13 protein-coding genes are annotated in these 17195 nt (G+C 73.9%); 7 read left to right on the top strand and 6 right to left on the bottom strand.

Annotation, left to right across the window (positions count from 1 at the left end; all coding sequences use genetic code 11):
• The first annotated feature begins 55 nt into the window (after positions 1-55).
• Positions 56-403 (top strand): MerR family transcriptional regulator, encoded by a 348-nt coding sequence (locus tag ABZ801_RS40180; protein WP_360708861.1) that lies wholly within the window; start codon positions 56-58, stop codon positions 401-403.
• A 64-nt stretch (positions 404-467) separates the two neighbouring features.
• Here ABZ801_RS40180 and ABZ801_RS40175 read toward each other — a convergent pair whose 3' ends face one another.
• On the bottom strand, positions 468-1226 hold the full coding sequence (locus ABZ801_RS40175) for an IclR family transcriptional regulator (RefSeq protein ID WP_344951207.1): 759 nt from the start codon (positions 1224-1226) through the stop codon (positions 468-470).
• A gap of 281 nt (positions 1227-1507) precedes the next feature.
• Between ABZ801_RS40175 and ABZ801_RS40170 the strand changes: the two genes are divergently transcribed.
• The 3 genes from ABZ801_RS40170 (at position 1508) to ABZ801_RS40160 (ending at position 5575) form a co-directional block, all read left to right on the top strand.
• Positions 1508-3478 carry an acyl-CoA dehydrogenase family protein gene (locus ABZ801_RS40170; protein WP_360708858.1) on the top strand — a complete coding sequence of 657 codons (1971 nt, stop codon included), beginning with the start codon at positions 1508-1510 and terminating at the stop codon, positions 3476-3478.
• Positions 3479-3683: 205 nt separating this feature from the next.
• Positions 3684-4532, top strand: coding sequence for a hypothetical protein (locus ABZ801_RS40165; protein ID WP_360708855.1), 849 nt, complete (start codon positions 3684-3686; stop codon positions 4530-4532).
• Positions 4533-4744: 212 nt separating this feature from the next.
• Positions 4745-5575, top strand: coding sequence for a class I SAM-dependent methyltransferase (locus tag ABZ801_RS40160; protein ID WP_344951199.1), 831 nt, complete (start codon positions 4745-4747; stop codon positions 5573-5575).
• A gap of 338 nt (positions 5576-5913) precedes the next feature.
• On the opposite strand, the gene ABZ801_RS40155 is transcribed toward ABZ801_RS40160, so the two are convergent.
• Positions 5914-8961: an AAA family ATPase gene (locus tag ABZ801_RS40155; RefSeq protein WP_360708852.1), complete on the bottom strand. Its 3048-nt coding sequence runs from the start codon at positions 8959-8961 to the stop codon at positions 5914-5916.
• A 43-nt stretch (positions 8962-9004) separates the two neighbouring features.
• Positions 9005-10072 (bottom strand): CoA transferase, encoded by a 1068-nt coding sequence (locus ABZ801_RS40150; protein ID WP_360708850.1) that lies wholly within the window; start codon positions 10070-10072, stop codon positions 9005-9007.
• A 223-nt stretch (positions 10073-10295) separates the two neighbouring features.
• Here ABZ801_RS40150 and ABZ801_RS40145 point away from each other — a divergent pair, with 223 nt between their 5' ends.
• Positions 10296-13364 carry a type 2 lanthipeptide synthetase LanM family protein gene (locus tag ABZ801_RS40145; RefSeq protein ID WP_360708847.1) on the top strand — a complete coding sequence of 1023 codons (3069 nt, stop codon included), beginning with the start codon at positions 10296-10298 and terminating at the stop codon, positions 13362-13364.
• Here the strand turns inward: ABZ801_RS40145 and ABZ801_RS40140 are convergent.
• Positions 13357-14133 carry an AfsR/SARP family transcriptional regulator gene (locus ABZ801_RS40140; protein ID WP_360708844.1) on the bottom strand — a complete coding sequence of 259 codons (777 nt, stop codon included), beginning with the start codon at positions 14131-14133 and terminating at the stop codon, positions 13357-13359. The genes ABZ801_RS40145 and ABZ801_RS40140 overlap by 8 nt on opposite strands.
• A 124-nt stretch (positions 14134-14257) precedes the next feature.
• Complete coding sequence (locus ABZ801_RS40135) at positions 14258-15118, bottom strand: CPBP family glutamic-type intramembrane protease (protein WP_360708841.1); 861 nt, start codon at positions 15116-15118, stop codon at positions 14258-14260.
• Between the two features lie 90 nt (positions 15119-15208).
• Between ABZ801_RS40135 and ABZ801_RS40130 the strand changes: the two genes are divergently transcribed.
• A complete protein-coding gene (locus ABZ801_RS40130; RefSeq protein ID WP_360708838.1) occupies positions 15209-15802 on the top strand; it encodes a TetR family transcriptional regulator C-terminal domain-containing protein in 594 nt (197 codons plus the stop codon).
• 12 nt (positions 15803-15814) lie between these two features.
• Here the strand turns inward: ABZ801_RS40130 and ABZ801_RS40125 are convergent, their stop codons facing one another.
• Positions 15815-16585: an alpha/beta hydrolase gene (locus ABZ801_RS40125; protein ID WP_360708835.1), complete on the bottom strand. Its 771-nt coding sequence runs from the start codon at positions 16583-16585 to the stop codon at positions 15815-15817.
• A 203-nt stretch (positions 16586-16788) separates the two neighbouring features.
• Between ABZ801_RS40125 and ABZ801_RS40120 the strand changes: the two genes are divergently transcribed.
• Positions 16789-17031, top strand: a complete 243-nt coding sequence (locus ABZ801_RS40120) for a hypothetical protein (protein ID WP_360708832.1) — start codon at positions 16789-16791, stop codon at positions 17029-17031.
• Positions 17032-17195 lie beyond the last annotated feature (164 nt).

Here is a 17195-nt window from a genome sequence, read left to right as displayed (position 1 = left end):
GCGTACCGGGAACCTTCCGGCATGATCGGGCAGGGACCAGGATCGGACGGATGAGATGGCGACGTTGCCGATCGACGATGACCACGCCCCCCTCTACTCGGTGGGCCAGGTGGCCGCGATGCTCGACCTGCGCCAGGCGTTCCTGCGCCGGCTGGACGAGTACCAGGTCGTCCGGCCGCGCCGCACCGAGGGCGGGCAGCGGCGCTACTCGCGGGTCGAGATCACCCGCGTCCAGTACGTCGTGGAGCTGGTCGAGGAGGGCCTGACGCTGCCCGCCGTCCGGCGCGTCCTGGAGCTGGAGGCGCGCGTCCGCGAACTGGAACGCCGCCACGAGGACGACCAGCGCCGCATCCGCGCCCTGGAGGCCCGCCTACGCGCCCACCGCACCGCCCCCCACCCCTGAACCCCCCACTGTCGCGTGCCTGACGGGTGTCCTTGCGTGGCTGGGCGGCGGGGGGCGTGGCCGGTTACATGGTGAGGGTGAGGGTGCGCTGGATGCGGGCGGCGGTGGCCTTCATGCGGTGGACCGACGCCTCGATGCGGGGCAGCTTGCTGGTGCGGCACGAGACCGCCAGCGCGCCGACGACCGAACCGCTGGCGTCGGTGACCGGGACGGCGGCGCAGCCGGTGCCGATGGCGTACTCCTCGTGGTCCAGCGACATCGGCGACGGGGCGTCCAGCAGGCGCAGCAGGCGGCGCGGCTCGGTGATGGTGTGCGGGGTCAGGTCGACCAGCGGATGGCGCGCCAGGTAGTCGCGGCGGCGTTCCACGTCGAGCTGGCGCAGCACGCACTTGCCGATCGCGGTGGCGTGCGCGGCCTCGGTGAAGCCGACCCACAGGTCGACGCGCGGGGTGCGCGGGCCGTCGGCGATGTCGATGATGCGGATCTCGTCGTCGACGTGCATGCCGAAGTAGGACGCGGCGCCGAGCTCGTCGCGCAGGGCGATCAGGGTGGGCCGGATCCGGGCCAGCAGCTGCTGGGTCCTGCTCTGCCCGTGCAGCGCGGTGATGCGGTCGCCGAGCACCCACACGCCGTCCGACAGCCGGGTGGCGTAGCCCTCGTGCGCCAGCGTGCGCAGCAGGTGGTAGGTGGTGGCGAGCGGGAGGCCCGCCTCGCGGGCGAGCTGCTTGGCCGGCGCCCCGTTGGGATGGGACGCCACGGCCTCCATCAGGTGCAGTGCGCGCTGCACCGAGGCGATGAGAGTCGGTTTCCGTGTCTCATCCATCACGCACAGCGAACCCCTCTGGCCCCGCAGGGTCAAGTCGTTCGACGACACTGCACTCATTGGATCACCTTTGCTGTCACTTGGCATGACTTTTTGCCGAATCTGATGTCGCGGTATCGGGGGTTTAGTCCCGTCCTTGACCGGCGTTCTCACCAGAGTGCTTATGGGTGTTTCCGGTGCGTCACAGGGGGCATCTCCAGAAACCAGCACAGGGGGCTACTCACGGGTACAACCTGGTAGTAACTTCGCGGGTAGCGACGGAGCGCGTCGGAGGAGCCGACATGAGCCAGCCGAGTCACAGCACCCGTCCGGCCGGGGGCACCGCCCCGGGCGCGGTCGACGAGCGCACCGCACGCAGGGTGGCCGAGGAGGCCCGGGAGACCGAATGGCGGCTGCCGAGTTTCGGCAAACAGCTGTTCATGGGAGATTTCCGGCTCGATCTCGTGCATCCCCATCCCCGGCCGGACGAGGAGTCCCGGCGCACGGGCGAGGAGTTCCTGGCCCGGCTGCGGGAATTCTGCGAAACCAAGGTCGATCCACTGATCATCGAACGCGAGGCGCGCATTCCCGACGAGGTCGTCAAGGGACTGCGCGAACTCGGCGCGTTCGGAATGAAGATCCCGCGCCGGTACGGCGGGCTCGGGCTGAGCCAGCTCTACTACGGCCGCGCGCTGATGCTGGTCGGCTCGGTGAGCCCGGCCATCGGCGCGCTGCTGTCGGCGCACCAGTCGATCGGGGTGCCGCAGCCGGTCAAGCTGTTCGGCACCGCCGAGCAGAAGGACACCTGGCTGCCGCGCTGCGTCAACGAGATCAGCGCGTTCCTGCTCACCGAGCCGGACGTGGGCTCGGACCCGGCCCGGCTGAGCGCCACCGCCGTGCCCGACGGCGACGAGTACGTGCTCAACGGCGTCAAGCTGTGGACCACCAACGGCGTCGTCGCCGACCTGCTGGTGGTGATGGCGCGGGTGCCGCGCGGCGACGGCCACCGCGGCGGCATCTCGGCGTTCGTGGTGGAGGCGGACTCGCCCGGCATCACCGTGGAGAACCGCAACGCGTTCATGGGCCTGCGCGGCATCGAGAACGGCGTCACCCGCTTCCACGACGTGCGCGTCCCGGCCGCCAACCTGATCGGGTCCGAGGGCGCCGGGCTGAAGATCGCGCTGACCACGCTGAACACCGGGCGGCTGTCGCTGCCGGCGCTGTGCGCGGCGGCGGGCAAGTGGTCCACCAAGATCGCCCGCGAGTGGTCGCGCGAGCGGGTGCAGTGGGGCCGCGCGATCGGCGAGCACGAGGCGATCGCGCGCAAGGTGGCGTTCGTCTCGGCCACCTCCTACGCGCTGGAGGCGATGGTCGACCTGTCGTCCCAGCTCGCCGACGACGAGCGCAACGACATCCGGATCGAGGCGGCGCTGGCCAAGCTGTGGGGCTCGGAGATGGCCTGCCGGATCGCCGACGAGCTGATGCAGCTGCGCGGCGGCCGCGGCTACGAGACGGCCGAGTCGCTGGCCGCCCGCGGCGAGCGCGGCGTGCCGGTCGAGCAGTACGCGCGCGACCTGCGCATCAACCGGATCTTCGAGGGCTCCACCGAGATCATGCACCTGCTCATCGCCCGGGAGGCGGTGGACACGCACCTGTCGGTGGCCGGGGACATCATCGACCCCGAGGCGTCCCCCGCGCAGAAGGCCCGCGCGGCGGCGCGCGCGGGCAACTTCTACGCGCGCTGGCTGCCGACCCTGGTGACGGGGCCCGGCCAGCGTCCGGGCTCGTACGCCCAGTTCGGGCCGCTGGCCAAGCATCTGCGCTACGTCGAACGGACCTCGCGCAAGCTGGCTCGGGCGACGTTCTACGCCGCCGGCCGCTGGCAGGGCGAGCTGGAACGCAGGCAGGGGTTCCTGGGGCGGATGGTCGACATCGGCGCCGAGCTGTTCGCGATGAGCGCCGTGTGCGTCCGCGCCTACGCCGACGCCACGAACGGTGCGATGTTCGGCCTGAACGGGCACGACCCCGGCCCGTCGGCGCTGCGCCTGGCGGACGCGTTCTGCAGGCAGGCCCGCGTACGGATCGACGAGCTGTTCAGGGGGCTGTGGCGCAACACCGACGTGCTGGACCACAAGCTCGCCCGGCACGTGCTGGACGGCGACTTCGTCTGGCAGGAGGACGGCGTTCTCGATCCGTCCATTCCGGGGCCGTGGATCGCGCACGCCGAGCCGGGGGCGAGCCAGAGGGAGAACGTGCACCGCACCATCGGGTGAGTGTCCGCAGACGCACTCCGTCCCCCGCCGTGAGCCCCCGACCAGGTCCCGTCGCGCAGTGCCACCATATGAAAACCGCCTGACTGCGATCTGTGCGCTCTGTCGCTATGTTGCGGAGCGCGGCGTGCGCCAGGTAGGCAGGTGACGCCGGATCATGCCGGTGCGGTGGGGTGCCGGTGGGGGACGAGTGCGGAGGCCCATCCCGATGCTCAGCGTTGTCGTGGACGACACGCGGGATCCGGCATGGAACCTCGCTCTGGACGAGGCGCTGGCACGCGCGGGCGTCCCGTCGCCGATGACGCTCGGCCCCGGCTGGGCGGGGCCTGGGCCGGCAGGTGACGCGGAGGGCGTCGCGCCGAGGGACGTCGTCCGGTCGGCGGTCGAGGCGCCCGTGCTGCGCGTCTGGGAGAACGGTCCCGGCATCGTCGTCGGACGCTTCCAGAACCTGGGCCGCGCGGTCGACCTGGCCGCCTGCGCGCGTGACGGCGTGAGCGTTGTGCGCCGGGCCACCGGCGGGGGCGCCCTCTACACCGAGCCGGGCTGCCTGCTGTTCACGCTGGTGCGGCGCCTGCCCTCCGCCGACGGGCCCGCAGCCCGGCCCGGCGCGCGGCCCGACGTGCGGCCCGACCTGGACGCGCTCGTGGCCACGGCCGTCCAGCGGCTCGGACTCCCCGCGCGGGCTCTGCGCGGCGGGGCCGTGCGCACCGCGCGGTTGCGCACCCGGCGCGCGGTGCTCACCCACGTCGCCGTGCGCGTGACGGAGGAATGCGTGCTCGGCGACCGCTACCTCGCCGAGGACGAACGACCCGGCACGGAAACGGCGGGCGGCGGCTCGCTGGCCGGGCACGGTGTCGAGGTGCCCCCGGACGCCGTGCGGTCGGCGGTGCTGGCCGCCGCCGTCGAGTCCTACGGCGACGCCTGCCCGCGCCGTCCCAACGCCATCGAGCAGGCGTGCCGCGATCATCTCTACGCCGTCCGGTACGGTGACTTCTCGTGGCATCTGACGGGCGCGCCCGTCCGCCGCGGGATCTGCTGGGAGCAGATCTGCCGCTGAGCACCCCCTGTGACCTCGTCGGATGCCGCGCCGTGGGACGTGTCACGGGAAAAACGACGCGTCTAGCGGTCCTGGTGTTGCACGATGGGTAGACTGACGCGACCTTGCGCCCGAGATTCGGTCCGCTCCCGGTCTTGACACGCGGACCGCCGATCCGGCGAACGCCAAGCCGAACGCCAGGCAGCGACGAACGCACTCAGCGAGCGGAAAGTATGCAGTCACCAGGTCAGAAGAAGTCCATTTCCGGCACCCTCCTCAACCTCCTCGGCAGCGGGCCGGCCCCCTCGGGCGAGCCCGGCCGCACCGTCCCCACCGCGGGTGACGGGGAGATCGTGCAACCCGCCGCCGGAGAGGGGGCTCTGGAGAACCACCTCGGCGGCGACGAGGCGCGCAACTACCGCAGGTACGAGTACGAGATGGTCGCCCCGCACGTCGGGCGGTCGCTGCTGGAGGTCGGCTCGGGCCTCGGCCACTTCTCCGAGCAGTTCGCCGGCCGCCTCGACTACCTCGTGGTGAGCGACAACGACCCGTACTGCGTGGGCGAGCTGCGCAAGCGCTACGACGGCGACGACCGGGTCGAGGTCATCGACCTGGAGCTGCCCGCCGAGATCGAGATCCGGCGGCGCGTCGACACGGTCGTGATGATGAACGTCCTGGAGCACATCAAGGACGACGTGCAGGCCCTCAAGGACCTGGCGGCGGTGACCGAGCCGGGCGGCCGGATCGTCATCTGGGTCCCCGGCTACATGCAGCTGTACGGCGACTTCGACCGCAAGGTCGGCCACGTCACCCGGTACACGCCCGAGACGCTGGGCCGGTCGGTCCGCGAGGCGGGCCTGGTGCCCCAGGTGCTCAAGCCCATCAACCTGCTGGGCGGCGTCGCCTGGTGGCTGGCGGTGCGCCGCGGCGGCGCCGGCTACCCCGACCCGCGGCTGGTCAAGATTTACGACCGGACGGTGATCCCGGTCACCCGCGCCATCGAGCGGGTGGTGCGCCCGCCGTTCGGGCAGACGGTCTTCTGCGTGGCGCGCGTCCCCCGCTGACGCCCGTCCGAGCGACGCCACGTCCGCGCTGACGCCCTGCGCGCCGTCGCGGACGCGCCCGCCTCCCCCAGGGAGTCAATCCCGTTGGTTTTAGATATGCCAATGGGCACGTTTCGCGATGGCCGCCGTGCGTGCGCGCGTCCAGACTGGGTGACGGCCAGACGGGTCACGGACCGCCTCTCCGAGCGGAGGAGCGCCGCGTGCTTCCACGGACCGTGGCGCGAAGGCCAGCCACCGAAGTTCCCGTGTGGTCCGACGAACCGGTGGCGGGGGTCCGGGAGGGGAGGCCCCCGCCACCGGCTTCCCGGGGCCGGGCGCGGTGGCGGCCGGGCCCGGGGCTACACGCGGCGGGTGGCGTAGGCGGGCCGTCCGGCCTCGCCTCCCGAGCCGCCCGTGCCGCCGGTTCCGCCGGTTCCGTTGTGCGCCGCGCCGTTGCCGGAAGCCCCGTCGCCCGTGGGCGGGGGAGCGGCGAACAGGCCGAGCCGGTGCGCGGTGGCCGCGGCCTCGCCCCGGCTGGCGACGTCCAGCTTGCCCAGGATGTTGGACACGTGCACGCTGGCGGTCTTGGCCGAGATGAACAGCGCCTCGGCGATCTCGCGGTTGCTGCGGCCCTGCGCGACCAGCCGCAGCACCTCCAGCTCGCGCGGTGTGAGCCCGAACGTCGCCGCGCCGTCCGCGCCGTCCGCCCCGCCGGCGCCGCGCGGCAGCCGGGCGCGCCGGAACAGGTCGTCGATGCGCTCGGCCAGCGGCCGCGCCCGCAGCCGGGCGGCCAGGTCGGCGGCGCGCCGCAGCCGTTCGGCCGCGCCCTCGCGGTCACCCGCGCCGACGGCGGCCTCCGCCGCGCACACCAGCGCCTCGGCCTGCGGATAGGGCCGCTTGATGGCCGCCCACGCCGCGGCCGCCTCGTCCCAGGCCCGGATGTCCTGGACGCCGCGTACGCGCGCCGCCTGCGCCAGGTAGGTCAGCCGCTCGGCCCGCTGCGCCGGCCCGCGCACGTCCAGCCCGGCCGCCCGCGTCTCGATCAGCGGGAACGCCGGTTCACCGTCCAGCAGCGCGTCCTCGCCCAGTTCGGCGCACGCGGCGGCTGCCAGCGTGAGGACGGGCCAGGCGTAGCGGGCGTCGTCCGGCAGGCCCACGTGCTCCAGCACCGGGACGACCGACTCCAGCGCCTCCCGGTGGCGGCCCTGCGTCAGCCGCAGCTTGGCCTGCAGGCGCAGCGTGGCGAACAGGTCCTGGGTCTTGCGCCACATCACCTCGCGCGCCGGTGCGAGCCTGGCCTCCGCCTCGGCCAGGTCGCCGCGCGCCAGGGCGATCTCGCCGGCGAGCACGAACAGGGAGGTGCGGATGGTCAGCGGCGGGTCCTTGTCGAGGGCCTGGCGCAGGACGGTGCGCGCCTCGTCCCAGCGGCCCAGCGACACCAGCGGCTCGGCCAGGTTGATGGCCAGGAACGTGCCCTTGGTCCGTGCCATGCCCAGTTCGCTGGCCTTCTCCATGCCGCGCCGGGCCACCTCGGCGGCCTCCTCGTGCTGCCCCGCGCCCTCCAGGAAGTGCGACCGGATGACCTCGATCCGCGTCAGCGGGGCGCTGCCGCCGGCCCGCCGCGCCGCCCGCTCGGCCGGCTCGGTCACGTCCACCCCGGCCGAGTAGTCGATGTCGACGCAGAACAGCGTGAGCAGCGCCTGCGCCTCGGCCACCGGGTCCTGGATGCGGCGGGCGATCGCCAGCGACTCCTCGGCGGCGGCCTGGGCCTCCTCGGTGCCGTGCAGCAGCCGCCCGTACTGCGCGAGCGTGGACAGGGCGCGGGCCCGGTCGGGGCCCGGCGGGTCGGTGGGCAGCAGCCGCACCGCCTCCCGCAGGTCCTCGATGAACCCGGGACGCGCCAGCTCGTAGGACATGCGTCCGCGCAGCTCCAGCAGGCGGGCCCGCCGGATGTCGACGTCGTCGCCCCGCTCGGCCTCCAGCTTGCGCAGCGCGGAGGTGGCGAGCTTGATGCCCATCTCGTACTCGCCGGCCTGGTCGGCGGTGGTGACGGCCTGCTCCAGCACCTCGATGTGGCAGACGCCGATGCGTTCGGCGGCGTCCGGGACGCGGTCCCACAGCTCCAGCACCCGCGACAGCATGGACAGGCACTCGGCGTAGGCGACGGCCTTGCGGGTGTCGCCAGCGGCCCGCCACGCGCTGACCAGCGCCCACGTGGTGTCGTGCGCCCAGTACCAGTGGTGGCTCAGCTCCACCCACAGCCGGTCGGACGGGATGAGGCCCGGGTCGTCCTCCATCGCCTGCGCGTACCGCGAGTGCAGGCGGCTGTGCTCGCCGGGCAGCAGGTCGTCGTGGATGGCCTCGCGGATGAGCGCGTGCCGGAAGGCGTACCCGTCGCCGTCCACGACCAGCACGTTGGCGGCGACGGCGGGACGCAGCACCCGGGCCAGCCGGGCGTCGTCCAGGCCGGAGACGGCGGCGAGCAGGGCGTGCTCGATGCGGGTGCCGCCGCCGCTGGCGTCGCGCAGCACCTCCTGGGTCTCCTCGGGCAGCCGCTGCACGCCCACCAGCAGCAGGTCGCGCAGCGACTCGGGCAGCTCGGACGGCAGCGAGCCGTCGCTGTCGAGCAGCGCCTCGACGAACAGCGGGTTGCCCTCGCTGCGGGCGTGCAGGTCGTCGACGATCCGGGCGGGCGGCTCGTGCCCGAGGATCCCGGCGGCCAGCTCGGCGACGGCGGCGCGCGACAGCCGGGCCAGCTCGATCCGGCGGACGCGTTCGACCCGGTCCAGCTCGGCCAGCAGGCGGCGCAGCGGGTGGGTGCGGTGCAGCTCGTCGGCGCGGTAGGTGACGACGATCAGCAGCGGCGCGGTGCCGAGGTTGCGGATCAGGAACGACAGCAGGTCGCGGGTGGAGCGGTCGGCCCAGTGCGCGTCCTCCACGACCAGCACCACCGGGGCGCGCTCGGCCAGCCGCTCCAGCAGGGTCAGCACCAGCTCGAACAGCCGGGCGCGCTCCTCGCCGGTGGCCGCGTCGGTCTCCGGCTCGCCGAACTCGGGCAGCAGCCGGGCCAGGCCGGAGGTGTCGCGGCGCGGCAGCAGCTCGGCGACGCCGTCGATGCCGATGTCGCGCACCAGCTCGCGCAGCACGGTGGTGAACGGGGCGAACGGCAGGCCGTCGGAGCCCAGCTCCAGGCAGCCGCCCACCAGCAGCCGCGTCGGCGGCTCGCCCTGGGCGGCGGCACCGGTGCCGCACAGGCCGGCGGAGAACTCCTTGATCAGCCGGGTCTTGCCCAGCCCGGCCTCGCCGCCGAGCAGCACGGCGCCCGGCGCGTCGGCTAGGGCCTCCCGCAACCGTGCCAGCTCGGCCGACCGGCCCACCAGCACGGGACTCAACACGCGCGCGCTCACGCGCCCCAGCATGCCAGCCGGGTGCGACAAAACGGGATGAATTTCAGGGGGTGAGATCGGCGGGCGGCCCGGCCGCCCAGCCCTGGCCGCGGTGTTCGTCCAGCTCGGCGACCGGGCCGGGCGGCAGCGGCGGATGCGCGGCGGTGCGGACCGGGCTGCCCACCGTCCCGTCGGCGACGACGCCGCGTGACCGGAAATGGTCATGCGCCATCATCTCCGCGCGGGTCAGCACCGGTGCGACGGGCGCCCCGGCCCGCGTCAGGCGCGCGACGGCGGCGTCGAACGGCAGCGCGGCCAGGGCGGCGGCCACGGCGTCGTCCAGTTCGCGGACGCGGGTGAGGCGTTCGGCGAACGGCGCGTCCGCGTGCTCGTCCAGACCGAGGGCCCGGCAGGTCGCGGCCCACAGCCGCTGTTCCGACACCACGCCCAGCGTCACCTTGCGGCCGTCCTTGGTCGCGTACACGCCGTATCCGGGGACGGGCGCCGTTCCCGCCGCGGCGGGGCGGGTCGGGGAGGGGACGGTGCCGACCCAGTTGGCGAGCACGTCGGCCATGCCCAGGTCGATCCGGTCGCCGACGCCGGTGGCGCGGGCCCGCAGGCACGCCGCCGTGATCGCGAACGCGGCCATCGTGGCGGCCGCCATGTCGGCCACGGGCAGCTCGCCCGCGTCCGGGGACACCGCGTCCGGGGGCGTCGCCGCCGCGTACGCCCGGTAGTTGACGTCGTGACCGGGCACGCCGGACAGCGGTCCGCGCGCCCCGTACCCCGACAGCGAGCAGTAGACCAGTCGGGGATTGCGGGCCAGCAGCGTGTCGTGGCCGACGCCGAGGCGGTCGGCGACGCCGGGCCGGAACCCCTCGACGAACACCTCCGCCCCGTCCGCCAGCTCCAGGCAGCGGGCGCGGTCGCGGTCGTCCTTGAGGTTCAGCACGACGCTGCGTTTTCGCTGGTTGAGCAGGTCGAAGTGGGACCGGAAGGCGCGCATGGGCTCGCCGCCGGGCGGCTCCACCTTGATCACGTCGGCGCCGTGCTGGGCGAGCAGCTGCGTGGCGTAGGGGCCGGGCCGCCACATCGTCAGGTCCAGTACGCGCAGTCCGTCCAGCAGCGCCATGGGGACACCGTGCCGTGACATGCCCCGCGAAGTCAAGCGAGCGCTTGGTTGAGTGCCTCGGAAGTGGAAGCGATGTGAAGGCCGAGTGAAAGAGCCCGTTCCTAATCTGGATTTGCTTCTGCGAGGAAACGGTAAAGCGCTCCGGTGGGCACGGGGGCGACGCGCCCACCGCGACGCGCGGGCCGCCGCGCAGGCAGGCCCTGTGGAGCGGAGGACTCGGGGGATGGACCGCACCTATCCGCTGGACATCGCGGCACGCGCCGCCAACCTCTCCGAACGGGTGCAGGTGGTGTCCGTGCTGGGCACCGCCGACGTGGCCGACGGGGGTGACGACGAGCCGGACGAACGAGGCCGAAGACCCCCTCCGGACGCCTACGGCGTCTGGAGGCTCGAACGCCTCGCCGGCAGGCTCGCCGTCCGGCGGCCGGACGAGGAGGCGGCGGGGCGTGCCCGCTCCGTCCGGTACACGCGGCAGGCGCTCGTCGAGACGCTCACCGCCTACCGCCGCCACGAACGCGATCCCGGCGCCCGGGCCGCCCGCGTCCTGCGGGAGCTGCACCACGCCTGGCTGCCCACCTACGAGGCCGCGCTGAACGGCGTCCACGAGGCCGGGCCTGCCACGTCCGACGCGAGCTGGCGCGCCTACGACGACTACTACGGCCGCCTGGCCACCGCGTGTGAACCGTTCCTGGCCGAGCTGGCGCGCCGCCTCACCGGCCTGCGCGGCGCCGGGATACCCGTGCGTCCCCGCGTGGTGGACGACTTCCAGCGCCACCTGCTGGAGCGCTTCGAGCCCGCGCTCGCCCGCGCCGTCGAGACCGACGCGCGCGTCCACCTCGACCTGCACAGCGGCCTGGACGCCGGCGACGCCGCCGACAACCTGGCCTACCTCGACAAGACCTTCGCCGACGCCGAGTCCTACCACCGCTTCTACCTGGACTTCCCGGTGCTGGGACGGTGGCTGGCGCACGTCACCGCGCTGCTGGCCGACCACGGCCGCCTGCTGCTGACCCGGCTGCGCGCCGACGCCGACGCGCTGGCGGAGACCCTGTTCGGCGGCCGCCGGATCACCGCGATCCGCTCGGTGCGGCCGGGGCTGTCGGGGCCGCACGCGGGGGCGCGGTCGGTCACGGTCGTGGAGGTCGAGCTCGGCGACGCCCGCGCCCACCTGGTCTACAAGCCGCGCTGCGTGCGGGCCGAGGCCGCCTACCAGGGGCTGCTCGCCCGGCTGCGCGACGACGGCGTGCTGGACTTCGCCGTGCGTCCCGTCCTGGCGCGCGACGGCTACGGCTACGAGGCGCTGATCCCGTCCGGCCGCGCCACGGTGCCCGGCCAGGCCGGGGCCGAACGCGTGCACCGCGAGTTCGGCGGCCACCTGGCGCTGTTCTACGTGCTCGGCGGCGAACTGCGTCCCGGCACCGTCCTGGTCGCCGACGGCCACGCGCACGTCGCCGACTGCTCGACCGTGCTGGGAGCGTCGTCCCCCGAGGACACGGGCACGTTCGGCACCCTCGTGGACTCGGTGCTCGGTCCCGCCCTGCTCGACTGGCCCACGACCGTCGACGTCCTGCCCGGCCTCCTGCTCGACGACGCGCCCGTCCGCACCGCCGACCACACCGACGCGATCAAGGACGGCTTCTGCCGCGTCCACCGATGGTTCGAGCAGTGGCCCGGCACCGCCGTCGAGTGCGTCACCGGGCTGTTCACCGGCAGCCGCGTCCGCGTGCACGACCGCGACCCCCGCGAGTACGCGGACCTGCTGCGCTCGGCCGGGCGGCCCCGGAGCCTGATGGACCCCCTCGAAGTCGACCTGCTCTTCGACGCCGTACGCGACCAGGCCGGCGAGGGGCCCCTCCCGGCCTGGGAACTGGCGTCGATGTGGCGGCTCGACGTGCCCCTGTTCGCGGTCGCGGCCGACGACGACCGCGTCACCCACGACCACCGGACACCGCTGGGCACGCGCCTGGCCGCCACGCCGCTCGACCGCGCGGCGGCGCGCATCCGGCGGCTGGCCCCGGGCGACCGCGCCCGGCAGGCCCGCTACATCGCCGCCGGGCTCGGCGCGCACGGCCGCCTCGGCGGCCTCGCCGGGTTCGCCTCGGGCGAGGTCACCGACCCCGACTTCGCCGCCGCGGCCGTCGACCACGCCGTCCGGATCGGCGAACGGCTGTGCGCGATGCTGCGCGAACCCGACGCGCCCGCCCCCTGGACGTCCTACCAGCGCACCCGCGACGGCAAGGTCGAGGTCGACGTGGAGGGCGACCTGTACCTGGGGACGGCCGGCATCGCCCTGTTCCTGGCCTACCTGAACGAGGAAAGCCCCCAGCCGCGGTTCCGGGAGGCGGCGCGGCGCGCGCTCCAGCACGCGGCCGGGCAGTGCGGACGCCGCGGCGTCGGCGCGTTCACCGGGACGGGCGGCCTGGTCTACGCCCTCACCCACCTGTACGCGCTGTGGGACGACCTCGCCCTGCTCAACCTGGCCGTCCGCCTCAGCCGCGACATCGCCGACCGGATCGACCGCGACCGGCACCTGGACGTGCTCGGCGGCGCGGCCGGGATCATCCCCGTGATGCTCGGCCTGGCCCGCGCCACCGGCGGCACCGCCGGCCTGGACGTCGCCCACCGCTGCGCCGACCACCTGCTGCGGCAGGCGCGGGCCGACCGCGGCACCCTCTGCTGGCCGCGGCCCGACCGTCCCGGCGCCCACCCCGGCCTGACCGGCTTCGCCCACGGCGCGGGCGGCATCGGCTGGGCCCTGATCGCCCTCGGCGCCGGCACCGACGGGGCGGAGTACATCGAGGCCGGCCGCCGCGCCTTCGCCTACGAGGCGCGCCGCTTCGACGAGGCCGCGCGGGACGGCGACGACCCGCGCGGCAGGCCCCGTCCCGGCAACGCCTGGTGCAACGGCGCCGCGGGCACCGGCCTCAGCCGCATCCACAGCTGGGACCTGCTGGGCCGCGACGACGAATCGCTGCTGGACGAGGCGCACCGGGCCGTCTCGGCGACGATGCGCGACTTCCCCCGCCTGATGAACGACTCGCTGTGCCACGGCCGCTGCGGCAACGCCGAGCTGTTCCTGCGCTACGCCGAGCTGCGCGACCGGCCCGCGTTCCGGCTGGAGGCCGACGTCCAGGTGCAGACCCAGTGGCAGAACCCCGGCCCGGAAGGCGACGGCTTCTTCCCCGGCCTCATGCTCGGGCTGTCCGGCCACGGCATGCACTTCCTGCGTCTGGCGCACCCCGACCGGATCCCGTCCGTCCTGCTGCTCGACCCGCCGCCCGGCCTCACATAGCCGCCAGCTCGGGGTCGTCGCGCAGGATGGCCAGCTGGAGCCGGCGCAGCTCGCGGCCCGGCTCGACGCCCAGCTCCCGGCGCAGCCGCTCGCGGACGCTCGCGTACGCCTGCAGGGCCTCGGCCTGCCGTCCGCACCGGTACAGCGCCAGCATGAGCTGCCCCCAGAACCGCTCGTGGAACGGGTGGCGGCGGATCAGCGCGCGCAGCTCGCCGATGAGCTCGCCGTGCCGTCCCAGCGCCAGGTCCAGGGCGTTGCTGCGCTCGACCGCGCGCAGCCACTGCTCGGTCAGCTTGGGCACGACCTCGCGGTGCAGCGACTCCGACGGCACGTCCGTCAGCGGCGGCCCCCGCCAGATCGACAGCGCCTCGGCCAGCGCGGCCGACTCGCCCGCCGGGTCGCCGCGCCACGCCGCCGACCGCGCGTCCCGCAGCAGCTCCTGGAACCGCAGATGGTCCAGGCGGTGCGGGGGCGCGGCGATGCCGTATCCGGCGGCCGTGGTGCGGATCATCGCGGACGCCGTGGGCTCGCCCCGGTCGAGCGTGTGCCGCAGCCGCGTCAGGCAGGTGTGCAGCGCCCCGCGGGCGTGCCGCGGCCGGTGCCGTCCCCAGACCCGCTCGACCAGCTCGTCCACGGGGACGATCTCGTTGGCGTCCACCAGCAGCGAGGCCAGCAGCACCCGCTGCCGCCCCGCCGGCACCCGCACCGGCCGGTCGCCGACGGTGACCTCCAGCGGCCCCAGGATGTGGAAGCGCGACTCGTGCGTCAATGATCCACTTTCACCGAGTGTGTCCGTGACTCCGCCCGTCCCGGAGAACACCCAGCAACCTAGCCACTCTCCTCACTCTCTGTAACGAGACCGGCGGGTCATGAATACCTCACCCCGCGGGCGGTCACTCGGGTGCGCGCTCGCGCCATCCGATCCGCCGTCCGGTCAGCCGGAACAACGCGGTGGCCAGCAGCAGGTAACCCGGGACGAGCAGAACGGCGTCCGGCGTGGTCAGTTCGGCGGACCACCCGGCGTCGCGGTCCTCCCCGTACAGCGTCACCCGGTTGACGGTCAGGAACGTCAGGTGCAGGCCGATCGCGCTCCACAGCGATCCCGTGGTGATCCTCGCGGTGAGCAGCGCGCTTCCGAAGACCGTCAGCAGGATCAGGTACGAGACGGGATCCTCGCCGGGCGGTGCCAGGCCGGGCCGTGTCACCGGCCCGCCGAGCAGGGCGGACACCGCCGCCTGGACGACGCCGGAGACCCCGGGCGTCACCAGGAACAGCACCACCGTGCCGGCGAACGCCGCCCGCCGGCGGAAACGCGCGTTGAGAGTGCGGTAGGCGTAGCCGCGCAGGGTCAGCTCCTCCGGAAGCGCCTCCAACGCCAGCGCGATCACCGCGTTCACCGCCATGTAGGCGACCAGCCGGGGCCAGTCGAGCGCGCCCCAGCGCACCCAGCCCGCGGCGGTGCCCAGCCCGAACATCGCGGCGGCCGACCCCGCGGTGATCAGCACGCCCTTGGCGAACGCGCGCACGCTCTCGGCGCGTCCGGTCAGGCCCAGCCCGTCCAGGGGGAGCCGGTCGACGCGGCGGCGCAGGAACCAGATCAGCGGCACGGCGATGGCGCAGCACACCACGGCGGTCAGCAGCTGCCGGCCGGTGCCGTCGAGCCCCAGACGCTCGTGGGCGGTGTCGCCCACCGCGCCCGCCGTGCCCAGCGCGACGGCCATGGCGAGCATGCCGAGCACGGCCCGTCCGATCACGGTGGGGACGGGACGCAGCGGGACGTGCGCCCTCGGAGCAGCAGCGATGGTTTTTTTCGGCCACATGGCCGAAAAAAGTACCATGGTCGGGTGCCGAAGATCGTCGACCACGAGGAACGCCGGCGCCGGCTCGCCCTGGCCGTCTGGCAGGTGGTGCGCGAACGCGGCGTCGAGGGCGCGTCACTGCGGAACGTCGCGCGGCAGGCGGGCTGGTCGCACAGCTCCGTCCAGCACTACTTCTCCAGCCAGGGCGAACTGCTCGACTTCGCCATGCGGGTCATCTTCGACGCCACCGAGCGCAGGCTCGACGCCCACGAACCCCCCGACGATCCCCGCGAGGCCGCGCGCGCCCTGCTGGAACTGCTGCTGCCGCTGGACGCGCAGGCCCGCACGGCCAACGAGGTATGGGTGGCGTTCCTGTCACGGGCGCTGGTGGACGCGGGAGCGCGCAAGCTCAACGCCGAAGGCGACCGGTACCTGGCCGACCTGTTCCGCGCCACCCTGCGCGACCTGGCCGACGCCGGTCACCTCGCCCCCGGCACCGACGTCGACCTGGAGGCCGACCGCCTGCACGCCCTGTTCGACGGCCTGTGCCTGCACGCCGTCACCGCGCCCGACCGCATGCCCCCCGCCCGCGTCCGCGAACTCTACGAACACCACCTGAACACCCTGATCCGCCCGTGACGGCCCCTGCTTCTAGCGGAGGAAGGCGGCGACCGCGGGTGCCACCGCGTCCGCCGGCGCGTCGTGGCCCTGGCCCTCCAGAACGGTGAGCCGCCCGTCCGGCAGCAGGCCGGCGAGCCGGTCGGCGGTGTCGCGGAAGAACCGCGGGCTGGCCCCGCCGGCGATGACCAGGGTCGGAACGCCGATCTTCCGCACGCGGTCCGCCGGGACGGCGCCGTCTCCCATGATCTCGAAGTCGTAGGGCATCGTCGGGGCCACCGCGAGCATCCCCGGGTCGCCGCTCACGCCTTCGACCATCTCCGGCGGCATGCCCGAGGCCGTCAGGAACAGCTTTATCGCGTCGCGGCGGCGGCCGTCCGCGACGGCCTGCCGCACGCCCTCGGCGAGCCGCCGGGCGCCTTGCCTGTCGTCCTCGTCGTCCGACCCGTACGGCGGCTCGTGCAGCACGAGCCGGGTGATCGGCAGCCCGGCCGCGGCCGCCTCCAGGGCCAGCCCCGCCCCGGACGAGATCCCGTACACCGCCGCCGCGCCCCCGGCCGTCTCGATCAGCGCGGCCAGATCGTCGATCTCCCGCGCCACGGCGTACGGCGCCGTGTCCCCGCTGTCACCCCGTCCCCGGCGGTCGTAGTTGACCACCGTGAACTCCCCGGCGAGCCGCTCGGCCAGCGCGGCCGTCGTGCCCCGGACGCAGAACATCCCGCCCACCAGGATCACCGCGGGCCCCTGACCCAGCCGATCGAACGCGATCCGCGTCCCGTCCGCCGAACGCACGAAACTCGTCATGACATCCCTCCAGTCGCAAGGACAGACCGCGCGCCCACCGGAAACTCATCGGCCGAAGGAGGGAACCCGTTCGCGGAGATCGGCCGAGTACCGGGTGACATCCACCCGAAGGGATCTCCAATGAACGGACGTGGTAGATGTTGCCCTCGCCGTCCGACCTTCCTGACGGCGTTCCGCAAACGCGCGCCGTACGACCTGCCGCGGTGCGACGCGCGTCCCTTGGCTCTACGGACCGCGCGGGCGTCACCCTCTACCGCGTCGAGAACGGCTACCTGCGCAGGGAGATCTTCGTGGACCGGAAGACCTACGCCTACATGGGCTTCCGCGTCGTCGCCGTGAAGGACCACCGCGAGACCGGCCTGCGCCCCGTCAGGCAGGGCCAGATCATCGGCTGGGGCGCCCTGACCCGAGGCGCCTTCGTCGCCAAGCCCGGGGACCGCGCCTGACCCCATTCCCCGCATGCATGACCGGCACAAGCCGCATGCATGCGGGGAATCCTGCGCGGCCGTGACGCCCTAGATGATTGATTCCAAGCTGTCTGGTTGCGGTCAGTGATCGTAGGCGGTCAGGGATCGGGCGGTGGGCTGGGCGGTTTTGTCGTTGTGCCAGA

It is taken from the genome of Actinomadura sp. NPDC047616 (genome assembly GCF_040642915.1).
Classification (GTDB): Bacteria; Actinomycetota; Actinomycetes; order Streptosporangiales; family Streptosporangiaceae; genus Spirillospora; species Spirillospora miaoliensis.
This window is presented reverse-complemented; position numbering and strand designations above follow the sequence as displayed.

Excerpts from the sequence above, each read along its gene's own strand:
- ABZ801_RS40150 (WP_360708850.1), bottom strand. The coding sequence starts at position 10,072 with ATGGCGCTGCTGGACGGACTGCGCGTACTGGACCTGACGATGTGGCGG.
- ABZ801_RS40175 (WP_344951207.1), bottom strand. The coding sequence starts at position 1,226 with ATGGATGAGACACGGAAACCGACTCTCATCGCCTCGGTGCAGCGCGCA.
- ABZ801_RS40170 (WP_360708858.1), top strand. The coding sequence starts at position 1,508 with ATGAGCCAGCCGAGTCACAGCACCCGTCCGGCCGGGGGCACCGCCCCG.
- ABZ801_RS40160 (WP_344951199.1), top strand. The coding sequence starts at position 4,745 with ATGCAGTCACCAGGTCAGAAGAAGTCCATTTCCGGCACCCTCCTCAAC.
- ABZ801_RS40180 (WP_360708861.1), top strand. The coding sequence starts at position 56 with ATGGCGACGTTGCCGATCGACGATGACCACGCCCCCCTCTACTCGGTG.
- ABZ801_RS40145 (WP_360708847.1), top strand. The coding sequence starts at position 10,296 with ATGGACCGCACCTATCCGCTGGACATCGCGGCACGCGCCGCCAACCTC.
- ABZ801_RS40165 (WP_360708855.1), top strand. The coding sequence starts at position 3,684 with ATGCTCAGCGTTGTCGTGGACGACACGCGGGATCCGGCATGGAACCTC.
- ABZ801_RS40125 (WP_360708835.1), bottom strand. The coding sequence starts at position 16,585 with ATGACGAGTTTCGTGCGTTCGGCGGACGGGACGCGGATCGCGTTCGAT.